15 protein-coding genes are annotated in these 15345 nt (G+C 60.0%); 8 read left to right on the top strand and 7 right to left on the bottom strand.

What is annotated here, in order from left to right; genetic code table 11:
- Positions 1–74: 74 nt before the first annotated feature.
- Complete coding sequence (gene rlmJ, locus ACR0CR_RS10330) at positions 75–860, bottom strand: 23S rRNA (adenine(2030)-N(6))-methyltransferase RlmJ (protein ID WP_480598667.1); 786 nt, start codon at positions 858–860, stop codon at positions 75–77.
- A 156-nt stretch (positions 861–1016) separates the two neighbouring features.
- Here rlmJ and ACR0CR_RS10325 point away from each other — a divergent pair, with 156 nt between their 5' ends.
- From ACR0CR_RS10325 to ACR0CR_RS10300, 6 genes are read left to right on the top strand one after another with little or no spacing between them, the layout of a single operon-like run.
- Positions 1017–2063, top strand: a complete 1047-nt coding sequence (locus tag ACR0CR_RS10325; RefSeq protein ID WP_480598665.1) for a rod shape-determining protein — start codon at positions 1017–1019, stop codon at positions 2061–2063.
- A gap of 56 nt (positions 2064–2119) precedes the next feature.
- Complete coding sequence (gene mreC, locus ACR0CR_RS10320; RefSeq protein WP_480598663.1) at positions 2120–3022, top strand: rod shape-determining protein MreC; 903 nt, start codon at positions 2120–2122, stop codon at positions 3020–3022.
- Positions 3015–3551: a rod shape-determining protein MreD gene (locus ACR0CR_RS10315; protein ID WP_480598660.1), complete on the top strand. Its 537-nt coding sequence runs from the start codon at positions 3015–3017 to the stop codon at positions 3549–3551. The genes mreC and ACR0CR_RS10315 overlap by 8 nt, the downstream gene beginning before the upstream one ends.
- Positions 3548–5497: a penicillin-binding protein 2 gene (mrdA, locus tag ACR0CR_RS10310; RefSeq protein WP_480598657.1), complete on the top strand. Its 1950-nt coding sequence runs from the start codon at positions 3548–3550 to the stop codon at positions 5495–5497. The genes ACR0CR_RS10315 and mrdA overlap by 4 nt, the downstream gene beginning before the upstream one ends.
- Positions 5494–6633: a rod shape-determining protein RodA gene (gene rodA / locus ACR0CR_RS10305; RefSeq protein ID WP_480598655.1), complete on the top strand. Its 1140-nt coding sequence runs from the start codon at positions 5494–5496 to the stop codon at positions 6631–6633. Before mrdA ends, rodA begins: the two co-directional genes overlap by 4 nt.
- 15 nt (positions 6634–6648) lie before the next feature.
- A complete protein-coding gene (locus ACR0CR_RS10300) occupies positions 6649–7581 on the top strand; it encodes a 2-hydroxyacid dehydrogenase (RefSeq protein WP_480598654.1) in 933 nt (310 codons plus the stop codon).
- Here ACR0CR_RS10300 and ACR0CR_RS10295 read toward each other — a convergent pair.
- The 6 genes from ACR0CR_RS10295 to ACR0CR_RS10270 form a co-directional block, all read right to left on the bottom strand.
- Positions 7578–9593, bottom strand: coding sequence for a M3 family metallopeptidase (locus tag ACR0CR_RS10295; RefSeq protein ID WP_480598652.1), 2016 nt, complete (start codon positions 9591–9593; stop codon positions 7578–7580). The genes ACR0CR_RS10300 and ACR0CR_RS10295 overlap by 4 nt on opposite strands.
- A 58-nt stretch (positions 9594–9651) precedes the next feature.
- On the bottom strand, positions 9652–10692 hold the full coding sequence (locus tag ACR0CR_RS10290; protein ID WP_480598651.1) for a HesA/MoeB/ThiF family protein: 1041 nt from the start codon (positions 10690–10692) through the stop codon (positions 9652–9654).
- Positions 10693–11148: a dUTP diphosphatase gene (dut, locus tag ACR0CR_RS10285; RefSeq protein WP_480598649.1), complete on the bottom strand. Its 456-nt coding sequence runs from the start codon at positions 11146–11148 to the stop codon at positions 10693–10695.
- 15 nt (positions 11149–11163) lie between these two features.
- Entirely contained in the window at positions 11164–12360 is a 1197-nt protein-coding gene (coaBC, locus tag ACR0CR_RS10280) for a bifunctional phosphopantothenoylcysteine decarboxylase/phosphopantothenate--cysteine ligase CoaBC (RefSeq protein WP_480598648.1), read from the bottom strand.
- A 63-nt stretch (positions 12361–12423) separates the two neighbouring features.
- Positions 12424–13245, bottom strand: coding sequence for a ChaN family lipoprotein (locus ACR0CR_RS10275; RefSeq protein ID WP_480598646.1), 822 nt, complete (start codon positions 13243–13245; stop codon positions 12424–12426).
- A complete protein-coding gene (locus ACR0CR_RS10270; protein WP_480598645.1) occupies positions 13242–14120 on the bottom strand; it encodes an RNA polymerase factor sigma-32 in 879 nt (292 codons plus the stop codon). Before ACR0CR_RS10270 ends, ACR0CR_RS10275 begins: the two co-directional genes overlap by 4 nt.
- 101 nt (positions 14121–14221) lie before the next feature.
- Between ACR0CR_RS10270 and cobU the strand changes: the two genes are divergently transcribed.
- Together cobU and ACR0CR_RS10260 are read left to right on the top strand one after the other, a co-directional pair.
- Positions 14222–14743 carry a bifunctional adenosylcobinamide kinase/adenosylcobinamide-phosphate guanylyltransferase gene (cobU, locus tag ACR0CR_RS10265; protein WP_480598687.1) on the top strand — a complete coding sequence of 174 codons (522 nt, stop codon included), beginning with the start codon at positions 14222–14224 and terminating at the stop codon, positions 14741–14743.
- Positions 14740–15318, top strand: coding sequence for a histidine phosphatase family protein (locus tag ACR0CR_RS10260; RefSeq protein ID WP_480598643.1), 579 nt, complete (start codon positions 14740–14742; stop codon positions 15316–15318). Before cobU ends, ACR0CR_RS10260 begins: the two co-directional genes overlap by 4 nt.
- The last annotated feature ends 27 nt before the right edge of the window (positions 15319–15345 follow it).

Raw genomic sequence — 15345 nt, 5'->3', positions numbered from 1 at the left:
CGCCTGCGGCGCGCTGCCGGGCCCAACTCGAAAGACTGCATCTTTGATGCTGGCGGTCGGGGCGGGAGAGCCCGTTATAGCCGTTCGAACAAGGCTGATAGTCGGGTCATTTCGTCCTGAATGCCAAACGGCGCGTTCACCACAAACATGCCTGAGCCTATCATGCGGTGTCCCTCTCTGGCAGCTTGGAATTGCACCTCGTGGTTCTCAACCTTCGGGAAGTTTTGGGCGTGCAAAGCCGCGATCATCGGCTTGTGACGCCCGTCTGTCAGGATCGGATACCATAAGGCGATGACCCCGACGTTCCACTTTCTGTGAACTTTCCCGATAAACCCGGGCAAACGGTCATATTCCGTCTTCACCTCGTAGCTCGGATCGATCAACATCAATCCGCGCCGCGGCATCGGTGGAAGGAGCGACTGCGCAAGTTCGTACCCGTCTTTTTTGTAGACCTTCGCCCCAAAGGCGGATGATGCCATGGACAAGGCGGCGTGCTCCTGGGGGTGCAGTTCTGCGAAATGCAGACTGTCCTGATCCCGCAGAAGATTGGCTGCAATCAGCGGCGAGCCGGTGTAAGCGTGTTTCCCATGCGCCGCCCGGACCTTTTCCAAAGCGATGTATAGCGGGTGATCCGAACTGAACCACTCCTCCTGCAGCGCGCGCTCGATGCCAGCGGCTGCCTCACCGGTCCGGGCCGCTTCATCCGCGTCCAGCCGGTACAGCCCACGCCCGGAATGTGTCTCAAGATATGTCAGCGGTTTGTCCTTGCGGGTCAGATACGCCAGCATCTGCGCTATTAATGCATGCTTTTGCACATCAGCCAGGTTCCCAGCGTGGTAAATATGTTGATATGAGAGCATTTTGCCTTCTAAAGTCCTGAACAAAGAAGCGGAGAGGTGCTGATTGACGCGGAATCAGCCCTTTTACCGGACGAACTGGCACCCTATAAGTCATCCGTCCCGGAACCGTCGAGTCGCGGGCAGTAGAAAATTCTGACAGACAGGATCAGGGGAAACATGGGGATCTTTGGCAATCTGGGCGGCCTGTTCACTTCGGACATGGCTATCGACCTTGGGACGGCTAACACACTGGTTTATGTCAAGGGGCGTGGTGTGATCCTGTCAGAGCCGTCGGTTGTGGCCTATCACGTCAAAGATGGTGTAAAAAAGGTCTTGGCCGTCGGCGAAGACGCAAAGTTGATGCTGGGCCGTACACCCGGTTCCATCGAAGCGATCCGCCCGATGCGCGAAGGCGTGATTGCGGATTTCGACACCGCCGAAGAGATGATCAAGCATTTCATCCGCAAAGTGCACAAGCGATCGACTTTCTCAAAGCCCAAGATCATCGTCTGCGTACCCCACGGTGCAACCCCCGTTGAAAAACGCGCAATCCGCCAGTCGGTTATGTCTGCAGGCGCCCGCCGCGCGGGTCTGATCGCTGAGCCAATTGCTGCGGCGATTGGCGCGGGCATGCCCATCACGGACCCAACCGGTAACATGGTCGTTGATATCGGCGGCGGTACGACCGAGGTTGCGGTTCTGTCGCTGGGCGACATCGTCTATGCCCGTTCGGTGCGTGTCGGTGGAGACCGGATGGACGAGGCCATCATCTCGTACCTGCGGCGCCAGCAGAACCTGTTGGTAGGTGAATCAACAGCCGAGCGCATCAAGACCACAATTGGCACGGCGCGAATGCCTGACGATGGTCGCGGTCAATCGATGCATATCCGGGGTCGTGACTTGCTGAACGGCGTCCCGAAGGAAATCGAGATCAGCCAGGCTCAGGTTGCCGAGGCTCTTTCCGAACCTGTGCAGGCAATCTGCGAAGCGGTGATGACCGCGCTGGAGACCACGCCACCCGATCTGGCCGCCGATATCGTCGACCGCGGCGTAATGCTGACCGGCGGCGGTGCACTGCTGGGCGATCTGGACCTGGCGTTGCGTGAACAGACCGGTCTGGCCGTGTCGATTGCTGACGAAAGCCTGAATTGTGTGGCTTTGGGAACGGGCAAAGCGCTGGAATATGAAAAACAACTGCGCCACGCGATTGACTACGAAAGCTAAGGCGCGCACCCTTATAGGGTGAGAACTCGGGCACGAGCAGCACGGGAAGGTAACCTGTGGCAAAGGACCGATCACAACGCGACGAATACACCACCCCCCTACGCCGCCTGCTGTTGGGGATCGTTGTGTTGTGCCTGTTCGGCATTTTTCTGATCTGGCGCATCGACAGCCCGCGCGTGGAACGGTTTCGCGCTCAGGTGGTGGACAAAGTGGTACCCTCGATGGAATGGGCCATGGTTCCGGTCACAGCCGCCGTCAATCTGGCCCGCGATTTCCAAAGCTATCAGAGGCTCAGCGCCCAAAACCAGGAATTGCGCAGCGAATTGCGCCTGATGCGCGCCTGGAAAGAAGCCGCGTTGCAACTGGAACAGGAAAACGCCCGCCTGCTGGACCTCAACAATGTACGTCTTGATCCGCGCCTGACGTACATCACCGGTGTTGTTATGGCCGACAGCGGCTCACCCTTCCGGCAATCGGTTCTGCTGAATGTGGGCGAACGCGACGGGATTATGGACGGTTGGGCGACGATGGACGGTATCGGTGTCGTTGGTAGGATTTCGGGCGTTGGGCCGGATACAGCCCGAGTGATCCTGCTGACAGATGCGTCGAGCGCAATTCCTGCCACCATCCAACCCTCGGGCCAGACCGCATTGGTCGCCGGCGACAACACGGCAGCACCGGCAGTTCAGTTTCTGGAAAACCGCGAATTGGTGCGCCCCGGCGACCGCGTTGTGACTTCGGGCGATGGCGGGGTGTTCCCCGGAGGCCTGTTGATCGGTCAGATCACCGCCGATCCCGGCGGCCGCTTGCGTGTGCGCCTGTCTGCCGATTTTGAACGGTTGGAGTTTTTGCGCGTGTTGCGGTTCCAGTCCGCTCCGTCCATCCAGGACCCTGGTGGTATCGTTGGGCCTAAGCAACCAGAAGCGGCACTGGCCCCCTTGGAGGTCGGTGATGGATAGGCAAGCGTCTCGCCTCTGGTCCCGACGGCTGCTGTTTCTGGCACTGGCCACTTTGACGCTGTTCCTGCACCTGTTGCCGTTGGATACGCAGCCGGATCGATGGCCATTTCCGGACGTGTTGATTGCACTTGTTTTCGCCTGGGTTCTCAGACGCCCGGAATTTGTGCCGACCCTGCTGGTCGCTTTTGTAATGCTGATGGCTGATCTGTTGTTGCAGCGCCCACCGGGCCTGTTGGCGGGGCTTGTGGTTCTGGGCGCTGTCTACCTACGCTCTGCCGCGCCCGGTATGCGCGATAGTGGATTTGTCAGCGAATGGGCATCTGTTGCCGTGGTGATCACGGCGGTTTTTGTTCTGAACCGTGTTATTCTTGCTATTCTATCGGTTCAACAGGCAGCTTTGGGACCGGTCATGGTGCAAGTGGTGCTGACGATTGCGGTATATCCTTTAATCGTTCTGCTGAGTCAGAGCGTCTTTGGCGTGCGCCGCATGTCCCCCGCTGACCAGACCACATTGGGGGCGCGGGCATGAAGACGCGGAACCCCAAATCCCAAGGACTAGCCTATAAGCGACTGCCGCGCCGTGCGTTGGTACTGGGCGGGTTACAGGCTGCCTTTGTCGGCGGGCTGGCCGCCCGTATGCGCTTTATGCAGGTCGATCAGGCTGATGAATACCGGCTGCTGGCCGAGGAAAACCGGATCAACATCCGCCTGATCCCTCCCAACCGTGGCCGGATTTACGATCGCAACGGTCAGATTATCGGCCAGAACTCGCCTTCGTATCGCATCGTGATCGTGCGCGAGGACGCGGGTGATATCGACAAGGTCATCGCCAAGCTGTCCGACCTGATCCCGCTGACTCAAGATGAGATTGAACGCGCCAAGACCGAGATGCGCCGCTCGGCCCCGTTCCTGCCGGTTACTCTGGCCGATCAGGTGACGTGGGAGGATATCTCGAAGGTCGCCGTCAACGCCCCTGCACTGCCCGGCGTCACGCCCGAGGTTGGCATGACACGGCAATACCCGCGCTATGAAGACTTCGCCCATGTGGTCGGCTATGTCGGGCCGGTCAGCGATTACGATCTCAGCCAGATCGAAGACCCCGAACCGGTTCTGCGCATCCCCCGTTTCCAGATCGGCAAGGTTGGGCTGGAAGCCAAGCAAGAGATCAGCTTGCGCGGCAAGGCGGGCGCAAAACGGGTCGAAGTCAACGCCACGGGCCGCGTGATGCGCGAGTTGGACCGGCAGGAGGGTACTGCCGGAGCAGATCTGCAATTGTCCGTCGACGCCGATCTGCAGCAATACGCGCAGGCGCGGCTGGCCGGAGAAAGCGCCGCCGCTGTGGTGATCGATTGTGAAACCGGCGACATCCGGGCAATCAGTTCCGCGCCCAGCTTTGATCCTAACCTTTTCGTGCGTGGCATTTCGGTCGCGGATTATCGCACTTTGACCGAAGACAACTACCGCCCGCTGGCCAACAAAACGGTGCAAGGCACGTATCCGCCTGGCTCGACCTTCAAGATGATCACAGCCATGGCCGCGCTTGAGGCGGGTGTGGTCGGCCCCGGCAACACTGTTTATTGCCCCGGCCATCTCAAGGTCGGTAGCCGTCGTTTCCACTGCTGGAAGCGCGGCGGGCACGGAACCGTCGATCTGAACTTGTCTCTCAAGCGCAGCTGCGACGTTTACTACTATGACGTCGCGGTGCGAACCGGCATCGACAAGATTTCCGACATGGCGCGGAAGTTCGGGCTGGGTGTCAAACATGACATCCCAATGTCCGCCGTCGCCGCCGGTCTGGCCCCGAACCAGGCGTGGAAAGAGCGTGTTCACGGCGAAGAATGGCTGGTGGGTGATACGGCGAACGCCTCAATCGGGCAGGGTTTCATGCTGGCATCGCCCTTGCAACTGGCCGTGATGACCGCGCGCTTTGCAACTGGTCGCGCCGTCACGCCGCGGCTCGTGCGGTCTGTTAACGGGATCGAGGAGCCCTCGGGCGCGGGTGAGCCCTTGGATGTGAACCCGTACAATCTGGAACAAGTGCGCAAGGCGATGTTCTCGGTCTCGAACGACCGGCGCGGAACGGCCTATCGCAGCCGCATCATCGCCGACGAGTTCCGCATGGCGGGCAAGACCGGCACCAGTCAGGTGCGCAACATCACCAAGGCCGAGCGCGCTGCAGGCGTGATCCGCAACGAAGACCTGCCATGGGAACGTCGAGACCACGCGCTGTTTGTCAGCTTCGCGCCTTATGACAATCCAAAATACGCGGTAGCGGTGGTGGTCGAACACGGCGGCGGCGGGTCCAAAGCGGCGGCCCCTGTTGCCCGGGACATCATGTTGCAGGCGCTCTATAACGGAACCCCGCCGCTTGAGGCCTATCCCGCTGGCGATCGCGAGCGCATCAAGGAACAGCAAAAACGGCTGGAGGGTGACCGTCGCCCCAAAGCGCGTCCTTCAGAAAAGGACCGCGCGTGAGCTATCTTGAAAATACCGTCAAATCCACGCCATCAGGGTTCCGAAAATTCCTGTATATGAACTGGCCGCTGACGCTGTTGCTGGTCAGCACGGCCAGCGCCGGCTTCCTGATGTTGTTTTCCGTGGCAGGTGGATCATGGACCCCGTGGGCCGAACCTCAGATGGAGCGGTTCGGGCTTGGCCTGACGGTGATGTTTATCATCGCACTGGTGCCGATCTGGTTCTGGCGGAACATGTCCGTTCTGGCCTATCTGGGGTCAATCGCGCTTTTGATCTTTGTTGAACTGTTTGGCACCATCGGCATGGGCGCGCAGCGCTGGATTGATCTGGGCTTCATGCGGCTACAACCTTCCGAAGTGATGAAAGTCGCGCTGGTGATGGTTCTGGCAGCCTATTACGACTGGCTGCCGTCGCACAAAACGTCGCGTCCGTTATGGGTATTGATCCCGGTTGTCCTGATTCTGGTCCCCACAGCAATGGTTCTGAAACAGCCCGATCTGGGCACGTCGATACTGCTACTGGCCGCCGGCGGAGGGTTGATGTTTCTGGCTGGTGTTCACTGGGCTTACTTCGCAGCCGTGATTGCCGCGGGCGTTGGTCTGATCACCACCGTCTTTTACAGTCGCGGCACAGACTGGCAGTTGCTGAAAGACTATCAATTCCGCCGCATCGACACCTTTCTGGACCCGTCCACCGACCCGCTGGGGGCGGGTTATCACATCACCCAATCCAAGATCGCACTGGGATCGGGCGGTTGGAACGGGCGCGGTTTTATGCAGGGCACCCAGTCGCGGTTGAACTTCCTACCTGAAAAGCACACCGACTTCATCTTCACGACACTGGCCGAGGAATTTGGCTTTGTCGGCGGGATCACCCTGTTGATCCTCTACGCGCTGATCCTGATCTTCTGCATGGTCACCGCCTTGTCGACCAAGGATCGGTTCTCGTCGCTGGTCACGCTGGGCATCGCGCTGAACTTCTTCCTGTTCTTTGCCGTCAACATGTCGATGGTCATGGGGTTGGCCCCGGTCGTTGGCGTGCCACTGCCGATGGTCAGCTACGGTGGGTCGGCGATGCTGGTTCTAATGGCCGCCTTTGGCATCGTCCAAAGCGCCCATATCCACCGTCCCCGGTAATCTGAAAGGCCCCAAATGCCCGTGAACGTCCTGTTTTCCGCGCGCCCCGAACTTTGGCCGGTGTATCAGCCCCTATTGGCAAAAGGATTGACCGAAGCCGGGCTGGATTTTGAATTGGAGACCGAGATTGCGCCGGATCAGGTGGATTATGTTGTCTACGCGCCCAACGGCGGATTGCGCGATTTCACGCCTTACACGCGCCTCAAGGCGGTCCTCAGCTTATGGGCGGGTGTCGAGAGCATCTCGGACAACGAAACTCTGACGGTCCCTCTTGCGCGGATGGTGGATGGTGGCCTGACGCAGGGCATGACGGAATGGGTGGTGGGTCATGTGCTGCGCTACCACCTTGGGATGGACAAACACATTACCGTTCAGGACGGCGTGTGGACCCCAAACCCGCCGCCATTGGCGTCGCAGCGTAGCGTTTGCGTTCTGGGCCTCGGCGCTTTGGGCGAGGCTTCCGCGCAGGCTCTAAACATGCTCGGCTTTCAGGTCACGGGCTGGAGTCGAACGGCCAAGGACATCCCCGGTGTGACCTGCCTACATGGGGATGACGGGCTGCGCACGGCTCTGTCGCAGGCAGAAATTGTGGTCTTGTTGCTGCCGGACACGCCTGCAACCCAGAATATTCTGAATGCAGAAACTCTTGCGCTGCTGCCAAAGGGGGCCTGCATCATCAATCCGGGCCGCGGACCTCTGATTGACGACGACGCCCTGCTGGATGCCCTGAGGTCCGGTCAGGTCAATCATGCCACGCTGGACGTGTTCCGGGTTGAGCCTCTGCCCACGGACCACCCCTATTGGTCCAATCCCAACGTCACCGTGACGCCCCATATCGCATCAGAGACCCGCCCGGTGACAGCCGCGCAGGTGATTGTCGAGAACATCCGACGCGGTGAGGCGGGCGAACCCTTCCTCCACCTCGTCGATCGTCACTTGGGTTACTAGGCCGCGATCAACCCGCGCCCTTTAAGCAGAGCTTCAACGCCCGGCAATCGGCCCCTGAACGCCAGATACAATTCCTCTGCCTCACGTGATCCACCGGTCGAGAGGATATTCTCTTCCAGCGCCTTGGCGCGTTCGGGGTCAAAAGCACCTCCGGCCTCTTCAAAGGCGGCAAAGGCATCGGCGTCCATAACCTCGGACCACATGTAGCTATAGTAACCCGAGCTATAGCCATCACCGGCAAAGACATGCGCGAAATGCGGCGTCGCGTGGCGCATGCCAATGGCGGACGGCATACCAAGGTCGGCCAGAACCTCGGCCTGTTTCGCCATCGGATCAGCCGGAGCTGTGCTGTCGTGGAACGCCAGATCAACCAGCGCGGAGGCGACATATTCCACCGTCTGGAACCCCTGATCAAAATTGGCCGCCTGTAGCACCTTCTCCAACATGTCCTGCGGCATCGGAGCGCCGGTTTCAGCATGAGTCGCGAATTCGGCCAGAACCTCTGGCACTTCCAGCCAGTGTTCGTAAAGCTGGCTAGGCAGTTCCACAAAATCGCGGGCTACGGAGGTGCCCGAGATACTCTCATAGGTCACATCCGACAGCATCTGATGCAGCGCATGGCCAAACTCATGAAACAACGTCCGCGCATCATCATAGGACAACAACGCCGGATCACCCTTGGCGAAGTTGCAGACATTGATGACGACCGGAGCCTGCACCTTTGGGTGTTTCGCCTGCGCCCGCATCGCGCTGCACCACGCACCAGAACGTTTCGACCCGCGCGCAAAATAATCCCCGATGAAGACCGCAACATGCTGACCGTTCCGCGTGACTTCCCAAGCCCGACAATCAGGGTGGTACAAAGGCACGTCCAGCGGCGCGAATTCCAGCCCGAACAGACGGTTGGCGCAGGCAAAAGCGGCCTCGATCATGCGATCCAGCTGCAGGTACGGCTTCAGCGCGGCCTCATCCAGATCATGCTCAGCCTTGCGGCGTTTCTCGGCGTAATAGCGCCAGTCCCACGCGGCCAGAGGCCCATTGACCCCGTCTGCCTGCATCATCTGTGTCAGGGTTCCAGCATCGGTTTCGGCTTGTGCCTTGGCCGGTTCCCAGACCTGCATCAACAGATCGCGCACGCGGTCCGGTGTGCGAGCCATCTCGGTTTCCAGTTTGTAATCGGCAAAGTTCTCGTAACCCAGTAACTGGGCACGTTCTTCGCGGAGGGCCAGAATTTCCGCTGCAATTTCGCGGTTATCCGTCTCGCCGCCATTCGCACCGCGCGCGGTCCACGCCTTATAGGCCGTTTCGCGCTGATCGCGACGGGGTGAAAACTGCAGGAACGGCACGATCAACGACCGCGACAAGGTCACAACCGGTCCGTCTGCACCCTTTTCCTGCCCGGCGGCGCGCGCCGCGTTCACAACGAAATCCGGCAACCCTTCCAGATCTTCCTCGGACAGGTCCATGAACCAGTCACGCTCATCCGCCAGCAAATTCTGCGTAAAAGACGTGCCCAGCGAGGCCAGGCGCGCCTTGATCTCTTGCATCCGGGTGTCTTCCTCGCCGGTCAACGCCGCGCCAGAGCGGACAAAGTTGCGATGGGTCAGCATCAAAACGCGGGCCTGCTCGTCTGTCAGGTCCAGCTCATCCTTGCGCGCCCACAGATCGGCCACCCGCTGAAATAGCGCTTTGTTCGATGAAATGCCCGAGAAATGCGCCGCCAGTTTGGGCGAGAATTCTCGCTGCAATTCCTCGCGCGCCGGGTTGCTGTCAGCACCGGCAACCGTGAAGAAGACCGACAGCACCTTGTCCATTCCCTCACCCGCCGCCTCAAGCGCCTCGATGGTGTTGGCGAAGGTGGGCGCCCCCGGGTCGGCGGCAATCGCGTCGATCTGCGCGTTGTGGGCCTGCATGGCCGCATCCAAAGCGGGTGCAAAATCGGTGTCGGCGATCTGATCGAACGGCGCGATTTCGAAAGGTGTCGTCCAATCGGACAGGATCGGGTTGGTCATGAAAGTCTCCTTTGATCCCTACCTAAGAACGGTTGGCGGGATGATCCAGTGCGGGCGGTCAACTGCCGCAAATCGGGCAATCTGCGCGCCGGGACAGGGTGATCTTGCGGCTTTCACCATAAAGCGCATCGTAAATAAGCATCTCGCCACGCAGCGCCTGCCCAGCGCGTGTGATTACCTTGATCGCCTCGACCGCCATCATCGATCCGACCACACCGGGCAGCGGACCAATCACACCAGCCTCAGCGCAGGATGGGGCCAGTCCAGGAGCCGGGGCCTCGGGGAAGATGCACTGATAGCAGGGTGCGTTATTGGCCGGGTCAAAGATGCTCAGCTGCCCTTCCCATTGGGACAACGCGCCCGAGATCAGAGGTTTGCCCAGCGCAACCGCCGTTCGGTTGGCCAGATAGCGCGTATCGAAGTTGTCGGTGCCGTCAAGGATCAGGTCGAAATCGGCAAAAAGGTCCTTTGCAATTTCCTCGGTCAGACGCCGGTGATAAGGCAAAACAACCACGTTGGGGTTCTGCGCCTGCATCGCTTGCTGGGCCGAGAACACCTTGGGCATACCGATATCTGTGTCACGGTGGATCACCTGCCGCTGCAGGTTGGCGTTCTCGACCACATCATCATCGATCACGCCAATGGTGCCCACCCCGGCAGCGGCCAGATATTGCAACGCGGGCGCGCCCAAACCCCCTGCACCGATCACCAGCACGCGGGCCTGCTTCATCTTCTTCTGCCCTGGCCCGCCCAGCTCGCGCAAAACGATGTGACGGGCATAGCGTTCAAGCTCGGTCTCGGTGAATTGGCCGGATGGCATGGCGGGGTCCTCGGGCAAAGTGGGCACTGCGCGGTCCCGCAGCGCTTTCAGCACCCTTCCATAAACCAGAACAAGAAGGGCGAAGCCACCCAGGATCAGCCACATCGCCGCAGAACCGCCGGTTGCCTCGCGCAATGGGTTTCCGTCGGGCAAAACCAATTGCGCGACGATCACACCCAGCAACAGAACCGCCATCGAAGTCATACGGGCAGTGCGGGACACGCCGGCCAAATATCCAACGCCCCAAAGACCGGCGGCCAGAATGAAAACCAGCAGCATCTAGTTGCGCCCGGTCGAGCCGAATCCGCCCGCCCCGCGCTCGGTTTCGCTGAGCGCGTCTGCTGCTGCAAACGTAGCCTGAACAACCGGGGCGACGACCAGTTGCGCGATACGTTCGCCATGCGTGATCTCAAACGCTTCCTGCCCTGCGTTCAGGACAATAACACCCAGCGGACCGCGATAATCGCTGTCAATTGTCCCCGGCGTGTTGGGCAAGGTGATGCCGTGTTTCAAAGCCAGACCAGAGCGGGGTCGCACCTGAACCTCAAAGCCTTGCGGGATCTCGATACGCAGCCCCGTGGGCACTAAAGCACGTTGACCGGGTTCGAGTATCATAGACGTTTTGTCCGGCAAATTCGCACGCACATCCGCGCCCGCCGCGCCGCTGGTTTCATAAGACGGCAACGGGACCGAGGGATCAGCTCCGTCCTCGCGAATGACACGGATAGCAACCATGACCTCTCCCTTGATCTATCGCGTCAACGCGTTGGCGATTTTTTCCGCCAGACGTTCGGCCACTGCGTCCTTGCCCATGCGCGCCCATTCTTCGACCCCGTCATCCGAGATCAGGATTACCGCGTTCTCATAGCCACCCATGATGCCGGTCGCGGGGCTGACATCGTTGGCGACAATCCAGTCGCAACCTTTGCGCAGCCGTTTGGCGGTCGCATGTTCGATCACGCTATCTGTTTCGGCCGCGAATCCGACGACCAGCTGCGGACGTCCCTCGGACATGTGCGAGACGCGTTTGAGGATGTCCGGATTTTCGGCAAACTCAAGCGCGGGCAGCCCGTCGCGGGTTTTCTTGAGCTTCCGGTCCGAGGCGCTGGCCACTCGCCAATCCGCCACGGCGGCGGCAAAGACGCCCGCATCAACGGGCAGAGCAGCGTCGACCGCATCGGACATCTGCTGGGCGGTTTCGACCGCGACGACCTGAACGCCCTCCGGCGCTGCAACATCCGCCGGGCCGGTTACAAAGATCACTTCGGCGCCAAGCGCCGCCAGAGCTCGCGCCACTGCAGTGCCCTGCGCCCCGGAAGAGCGGTTGGCAATGTACCTAACCGGATCGATGGGTTCGTGCGTCGGGCCAGAGGTAACCAGAACACGTTTGCCTTTCAGCGGACCATCGCCCAACTGCGCCTCGACGGCGGCCACAATTTCCAGCGGCTCGGACATCCTGCCCGGTCCGTATTCGCCGCAGGCCATGTCACCTTCGTTCGGCCCGACAAAACGTACCCCGTCCGCCTGCAATTGCTTCAGATTGCGCTGCGTGGCCGGATGATCCCACATCCGTACATTCATAGCGGGTGCGCACAACACGGGCGTGTCTGTTGCCATCAGAAGGGTCGATGCCAGATCATTCGCCAACCCTCCGGCCATTTTGCCCATCAGGTCCGCCGTCGCGGGCGCGACAACGATCAGGTCGGCGGAACGAGACAGCTGAATATGCCCCATCTCGGCCTCATCCGTCAGGTCGAACAGGTCGCGATAGACTTTTTCTCCGGCCAGAGCGGAGACTGACAAAGGTGTCACGAACTCTTCGGCAGCGCGGGTCAGAACGGGCGTCACAGCCGCGCCGCGCTCGCGCAGGCGGCGGATGAGGTCTAGCGACTTGTAGGCTGCGATCCCACCGCCGATGATCAGCAGAATGCGTTTCGATGCCAGCATGATATGCCCTTCCCGTCCCGGTCGGCCCCGACATTAGGCAAGGCCGCAGGACAGTTCCAGCAGTTAATTCTGCGACTCAAAGGCTTTGCAGGGGTCTTCGCGATCCACTGTAGGGCTATCGATCACTGCATCAAACTCTCCGGAGATCACGCCATCTTCGGATTGGCCCAGAACAAAAACCTTCAGGCCCGGACGCATACGCGACAGAAATGTTGGAATGCCGCGATCCTTGCGCGCATGCCCGTTGCCGGTGATCACAGCCACCGGGCCGCCGGTTTCTTCAGTCGCGCGCAGGATGGCCCGGGTCAGCACCGCATCGCGCAGGCGCTGGATCGCCACCATCTGAGGCAAAGCTTCAACGGGCAGGGCATCGCAATGCGCCGCCAGTTGATCCGCCTCGCGCGCGGCCTGATCTGTGGCCGACAAAGGTACCGTCAAACCATACCGCGCCGCATCGGCTCCAAGCGCCGTGGCCGCACCGCGTTCCATCGCCGCGCGGGCTGCAGCGCGCGGGACCATCGCGCCATAGACCGGCGCATCCGAGGCCTGAAAGACCGGATAATACATGCTGAGCGGCGGCCAGCCGGATTCGGCCCAGCGCAGAATTCGAGACAGTTCTTCGGGATTGGTCGCAGCTTTTTGCGCCAGACGTTGCGCCCCTTCTTCGGTCACCATTTCCCAGACAACCGCCGAGGGTTGAATGGCCGCAAGTGCCTCGGTCTGCACCTTGTGGTGATCTGGATTGTCGTGAATTTCACCCAAAATCACGACATCCGCCGCGCGCATATCGTCCAGAATGTCCTCAGGAATCAGACCACGAGCCAGCGCTGATGCCGAAGATATCACCAGCGCAATAAGCGCCGCCAGAATCGCAAGTGGTTTCATGCGAAGAAGTGTTGCACCTCGCGGGACTGCGCTTCAAGGTTCTTGCGCATCTTGATAAAAGCGGCGGCCTCAAGCTGGCGCACGCGTTCTTTTGAAAGACCCAGCTCCTGTCCCAGACTTTCCAAGGTCCGCGCCGGTTCGCGCAGCTTACGTTCTCGCACAATAAAGCGTTCGCGGTCGTTCAAAGCCTGCATGGCTGTCACCAGCCAATCCCTTAGTTGTTCGGTGTCATGCCGGTTCTCGACGGTCTCGGCGGCTTGCTCGCTGTCATCCTCAAGGGCATCAATCCATTCTCGCCCTTCTTCATCTGCCGACTGCACGGCATTCAGCGAGAAATCCGAGCCTGACAGACGCCCCTCCATCATTTCGACATCACGCAGCGGCACACCGATCTCGGTTGCGATCATCTGGTGCAGCTGGTGCCGGTCCAGCTCCATCCCTTCTGTGGCCGCCTCGCGCTCAAGCCGCGCCTGAACGCGGCGCATATTGAAAAACAGAGATTTCTGCGACGAGGTCGAGCCGGTCCGAACCATCGACCAGTTGCGCATCACGTAGTCCTGAATGCTGGCCTTGATCCACCAAACAGCATAGGTCGAAAAGCGCACACCCCGATCTGGATCGAACTTGTCGGCGGCTTTCATCAGTCCAAGACCGGCCTCTTGGATCAGGTCATTCATCGGTGCGCCATAGCGCTTGAACTTGGCGGCCATCGAAATCGCCAAGCGCATATAAGCCGTAATCAGTCGGTGCAGTGCCTGTTCATCACGATCATCGCGCCACGCGTATGCCAGACGCAGTTCGGTCTCGGCATCCAGCAATTCGGCCTTCATTGCCTTTCGGGACATTGAAAATTCATTCGCGGTGTCCAGTGCCATGAAAACCTCCCCTTTTCACAGGCGACGAGCCGGGCTTGCCTTGTCGATTTGTCATCGATACGCAGAACAACACCGGTTGGATCACTGGAAAGGTAACAACTTTGCACGCCAGTTTAACCTTTGTCCTGGGCGGGGCCGCGTCCGGCAAGTCGCTATATGCAGAGCATCTTGTTGAATCCACGGGGAAAAGCAGAGTTTACCTCGCGACTTCACAAGTGTTTGATGATGAGATGCACGGCAAGGTTGAGAGGCACATTGCCCAACGCGGCAGCGGTTGGCTTACAATTGAGGCACCTGTGGACCTTGGACCTGCCCTGGCCAATCTGGCGGAAGATCAGGTTTGTCTGATCGATTGCGCGACCATGTGGCTGACCAACCATATGATGGCTGAATCAGACATCCCGCAGGCACAGGCCGACTTGTTAACGGCGCTGGGGGGGTGCCAGGCCCAGATCGTGATCGTCTCGAACGAGGTCGGGCATGGAATTGTGCCCGACAACGCGCTGGCGCGGCGATTCCGAGAGGCGCAGGGCCGACTGAACATCGCACTTGCCGCGCAGGCGGATCTGGTCGTCCAGGTGACCGCAGGATTGCCTCAGGTTTTGAAGGGAGAGCTTCCATGACCCGCCTGCATCTGGTGCGCCACGGGCCGACCCATGCCAAAACCATGGTGGGCTGGTCGGACCTTCCCGCTGATCTCAGCGACTCTGAGGCGATTTCCCGGATGCAGGACCACCTGCCTTCGGCGGCGCTGGTCATCTCTTCTGACCTTTCTCGTGCGGCAGACACGGCTACTGCCATTCAGGGAGACCGCCGCCGCCTGCCACATCACACAGATTTACGAGAGATCAATTTCGGAACATGGGAATTGCGCGCCTTTCGCGAAATCGAAGCGGAAGATCCCGAACTGGCGTTTGCCTATTGGGACAACCCGGGCGACGTTCGCCCGCCGGGTGGCGAAAGTTGGAACGAGGTCTGCACCCGCGTGGACCGAGCGATTGATGCGCTAATCGCCGAATATACCGGGCAAGATCTGATCGTTGTGGCCCATTTCGGCGTCATCCTGACTCAGGTCCAACGTGCGCTGGGGGTTACCGCGCAAGACGCGTTCAGCCACCGCATCGACAATCTGTCCGTCACGGACGTCACCCATCACGGCGACAACTGGTCGGTTGGTCGGATCAATCACCTTCCGTGATTGGACGCCGCACAATTCTCTGATTTA

Source organism: Ruegeria sp. AM2 (genome assembly GCF_056540685.1).
This window is presented reverse-complemented; position numbering and strand designations above follow the sequence as displayed.

Coding starts and splice junctions, on each gene's coding strand:
- mrdA (WP_480598657.1), top strand. CDS start 3,548: ATGAAGACGCGGAACCCCAAATCCCAAGGACTAGCCTATAAGCGACTG.
- dut (WP_480598649.1), bottom strand. CDS start 11,148: ATGGTTGCTATCCGTGTCATTCGCGAGGACGGAGCTGATCCCTCGGTC.
- ACR0CR_RS10315 (WP_480598660.1), top strand. CDS start 3,015: ATGGATAGGCAAGCGTCTCGCCTCTGGTCCCGACGGCTGCTGTTTCTG.
- ACR0CR_RS10270 (WP_480598645.1), bottom strand. CDS start 14,120: ATGGCACTGGACACCGCGAATGAATTTTCAATGTCCCGAAAGGCAATG.
- ACR0CR_RS10325 (WP_480598665.1), top strand. CDS start 1,017: ATGGGGATCTTTGGCAATCTGGGCGGCCTGTTCACTTCGGACATGGCT.
- ACR0CR_RS10295 (WP_480598652.1), bottom strand. CDS start 9,593: ATGACCAACCCGATCCTGTCCGATTGGACGACACCTTTCGAAATCGCG.
- ACR0CR_RS10290 (WP_480598651.1), bottom strand. CDS start 10,692: ATGCTGCTGGTTTTCATTCTGGCCGCCGGTCTTTGGGGCGTTGGATAT.
- ACR0CR_RS10300 (WP_480598654.1), top strand. CDS start 6,649: ATGCCCGTGAACGTCCTGTTTTCCGCGCGCCCCGAACTTTGGCCGGTG.
- ACR0CR_RS10260 (WP_480598643.1), top strand. CDS start 14,740: ATGACCCGCCTGCATCTGGTGCGCCACGGGCCGACCCATGCCAAAACC.
- ACR0CR_RS10275 (WP_480598646.1), bottom strand. CDS start 13,245: ATGAAACCACTTGCGATTCTGGCGGCGCTTATTGCGCTGGTGATATCT.
- coaBC (WP_480598648.1), bottom strand. CDS start 12,360: ATGCTGGCATCGAAACGCATTCTGCTGATCATCGGCGGTGGGATCGCA.
- rlmJ (WP_480598667.1), bottom strand. CDS start 860: ATGCTCTCATATCAACATATTTACCACGCTGGGAACCTGGCTGATGTG.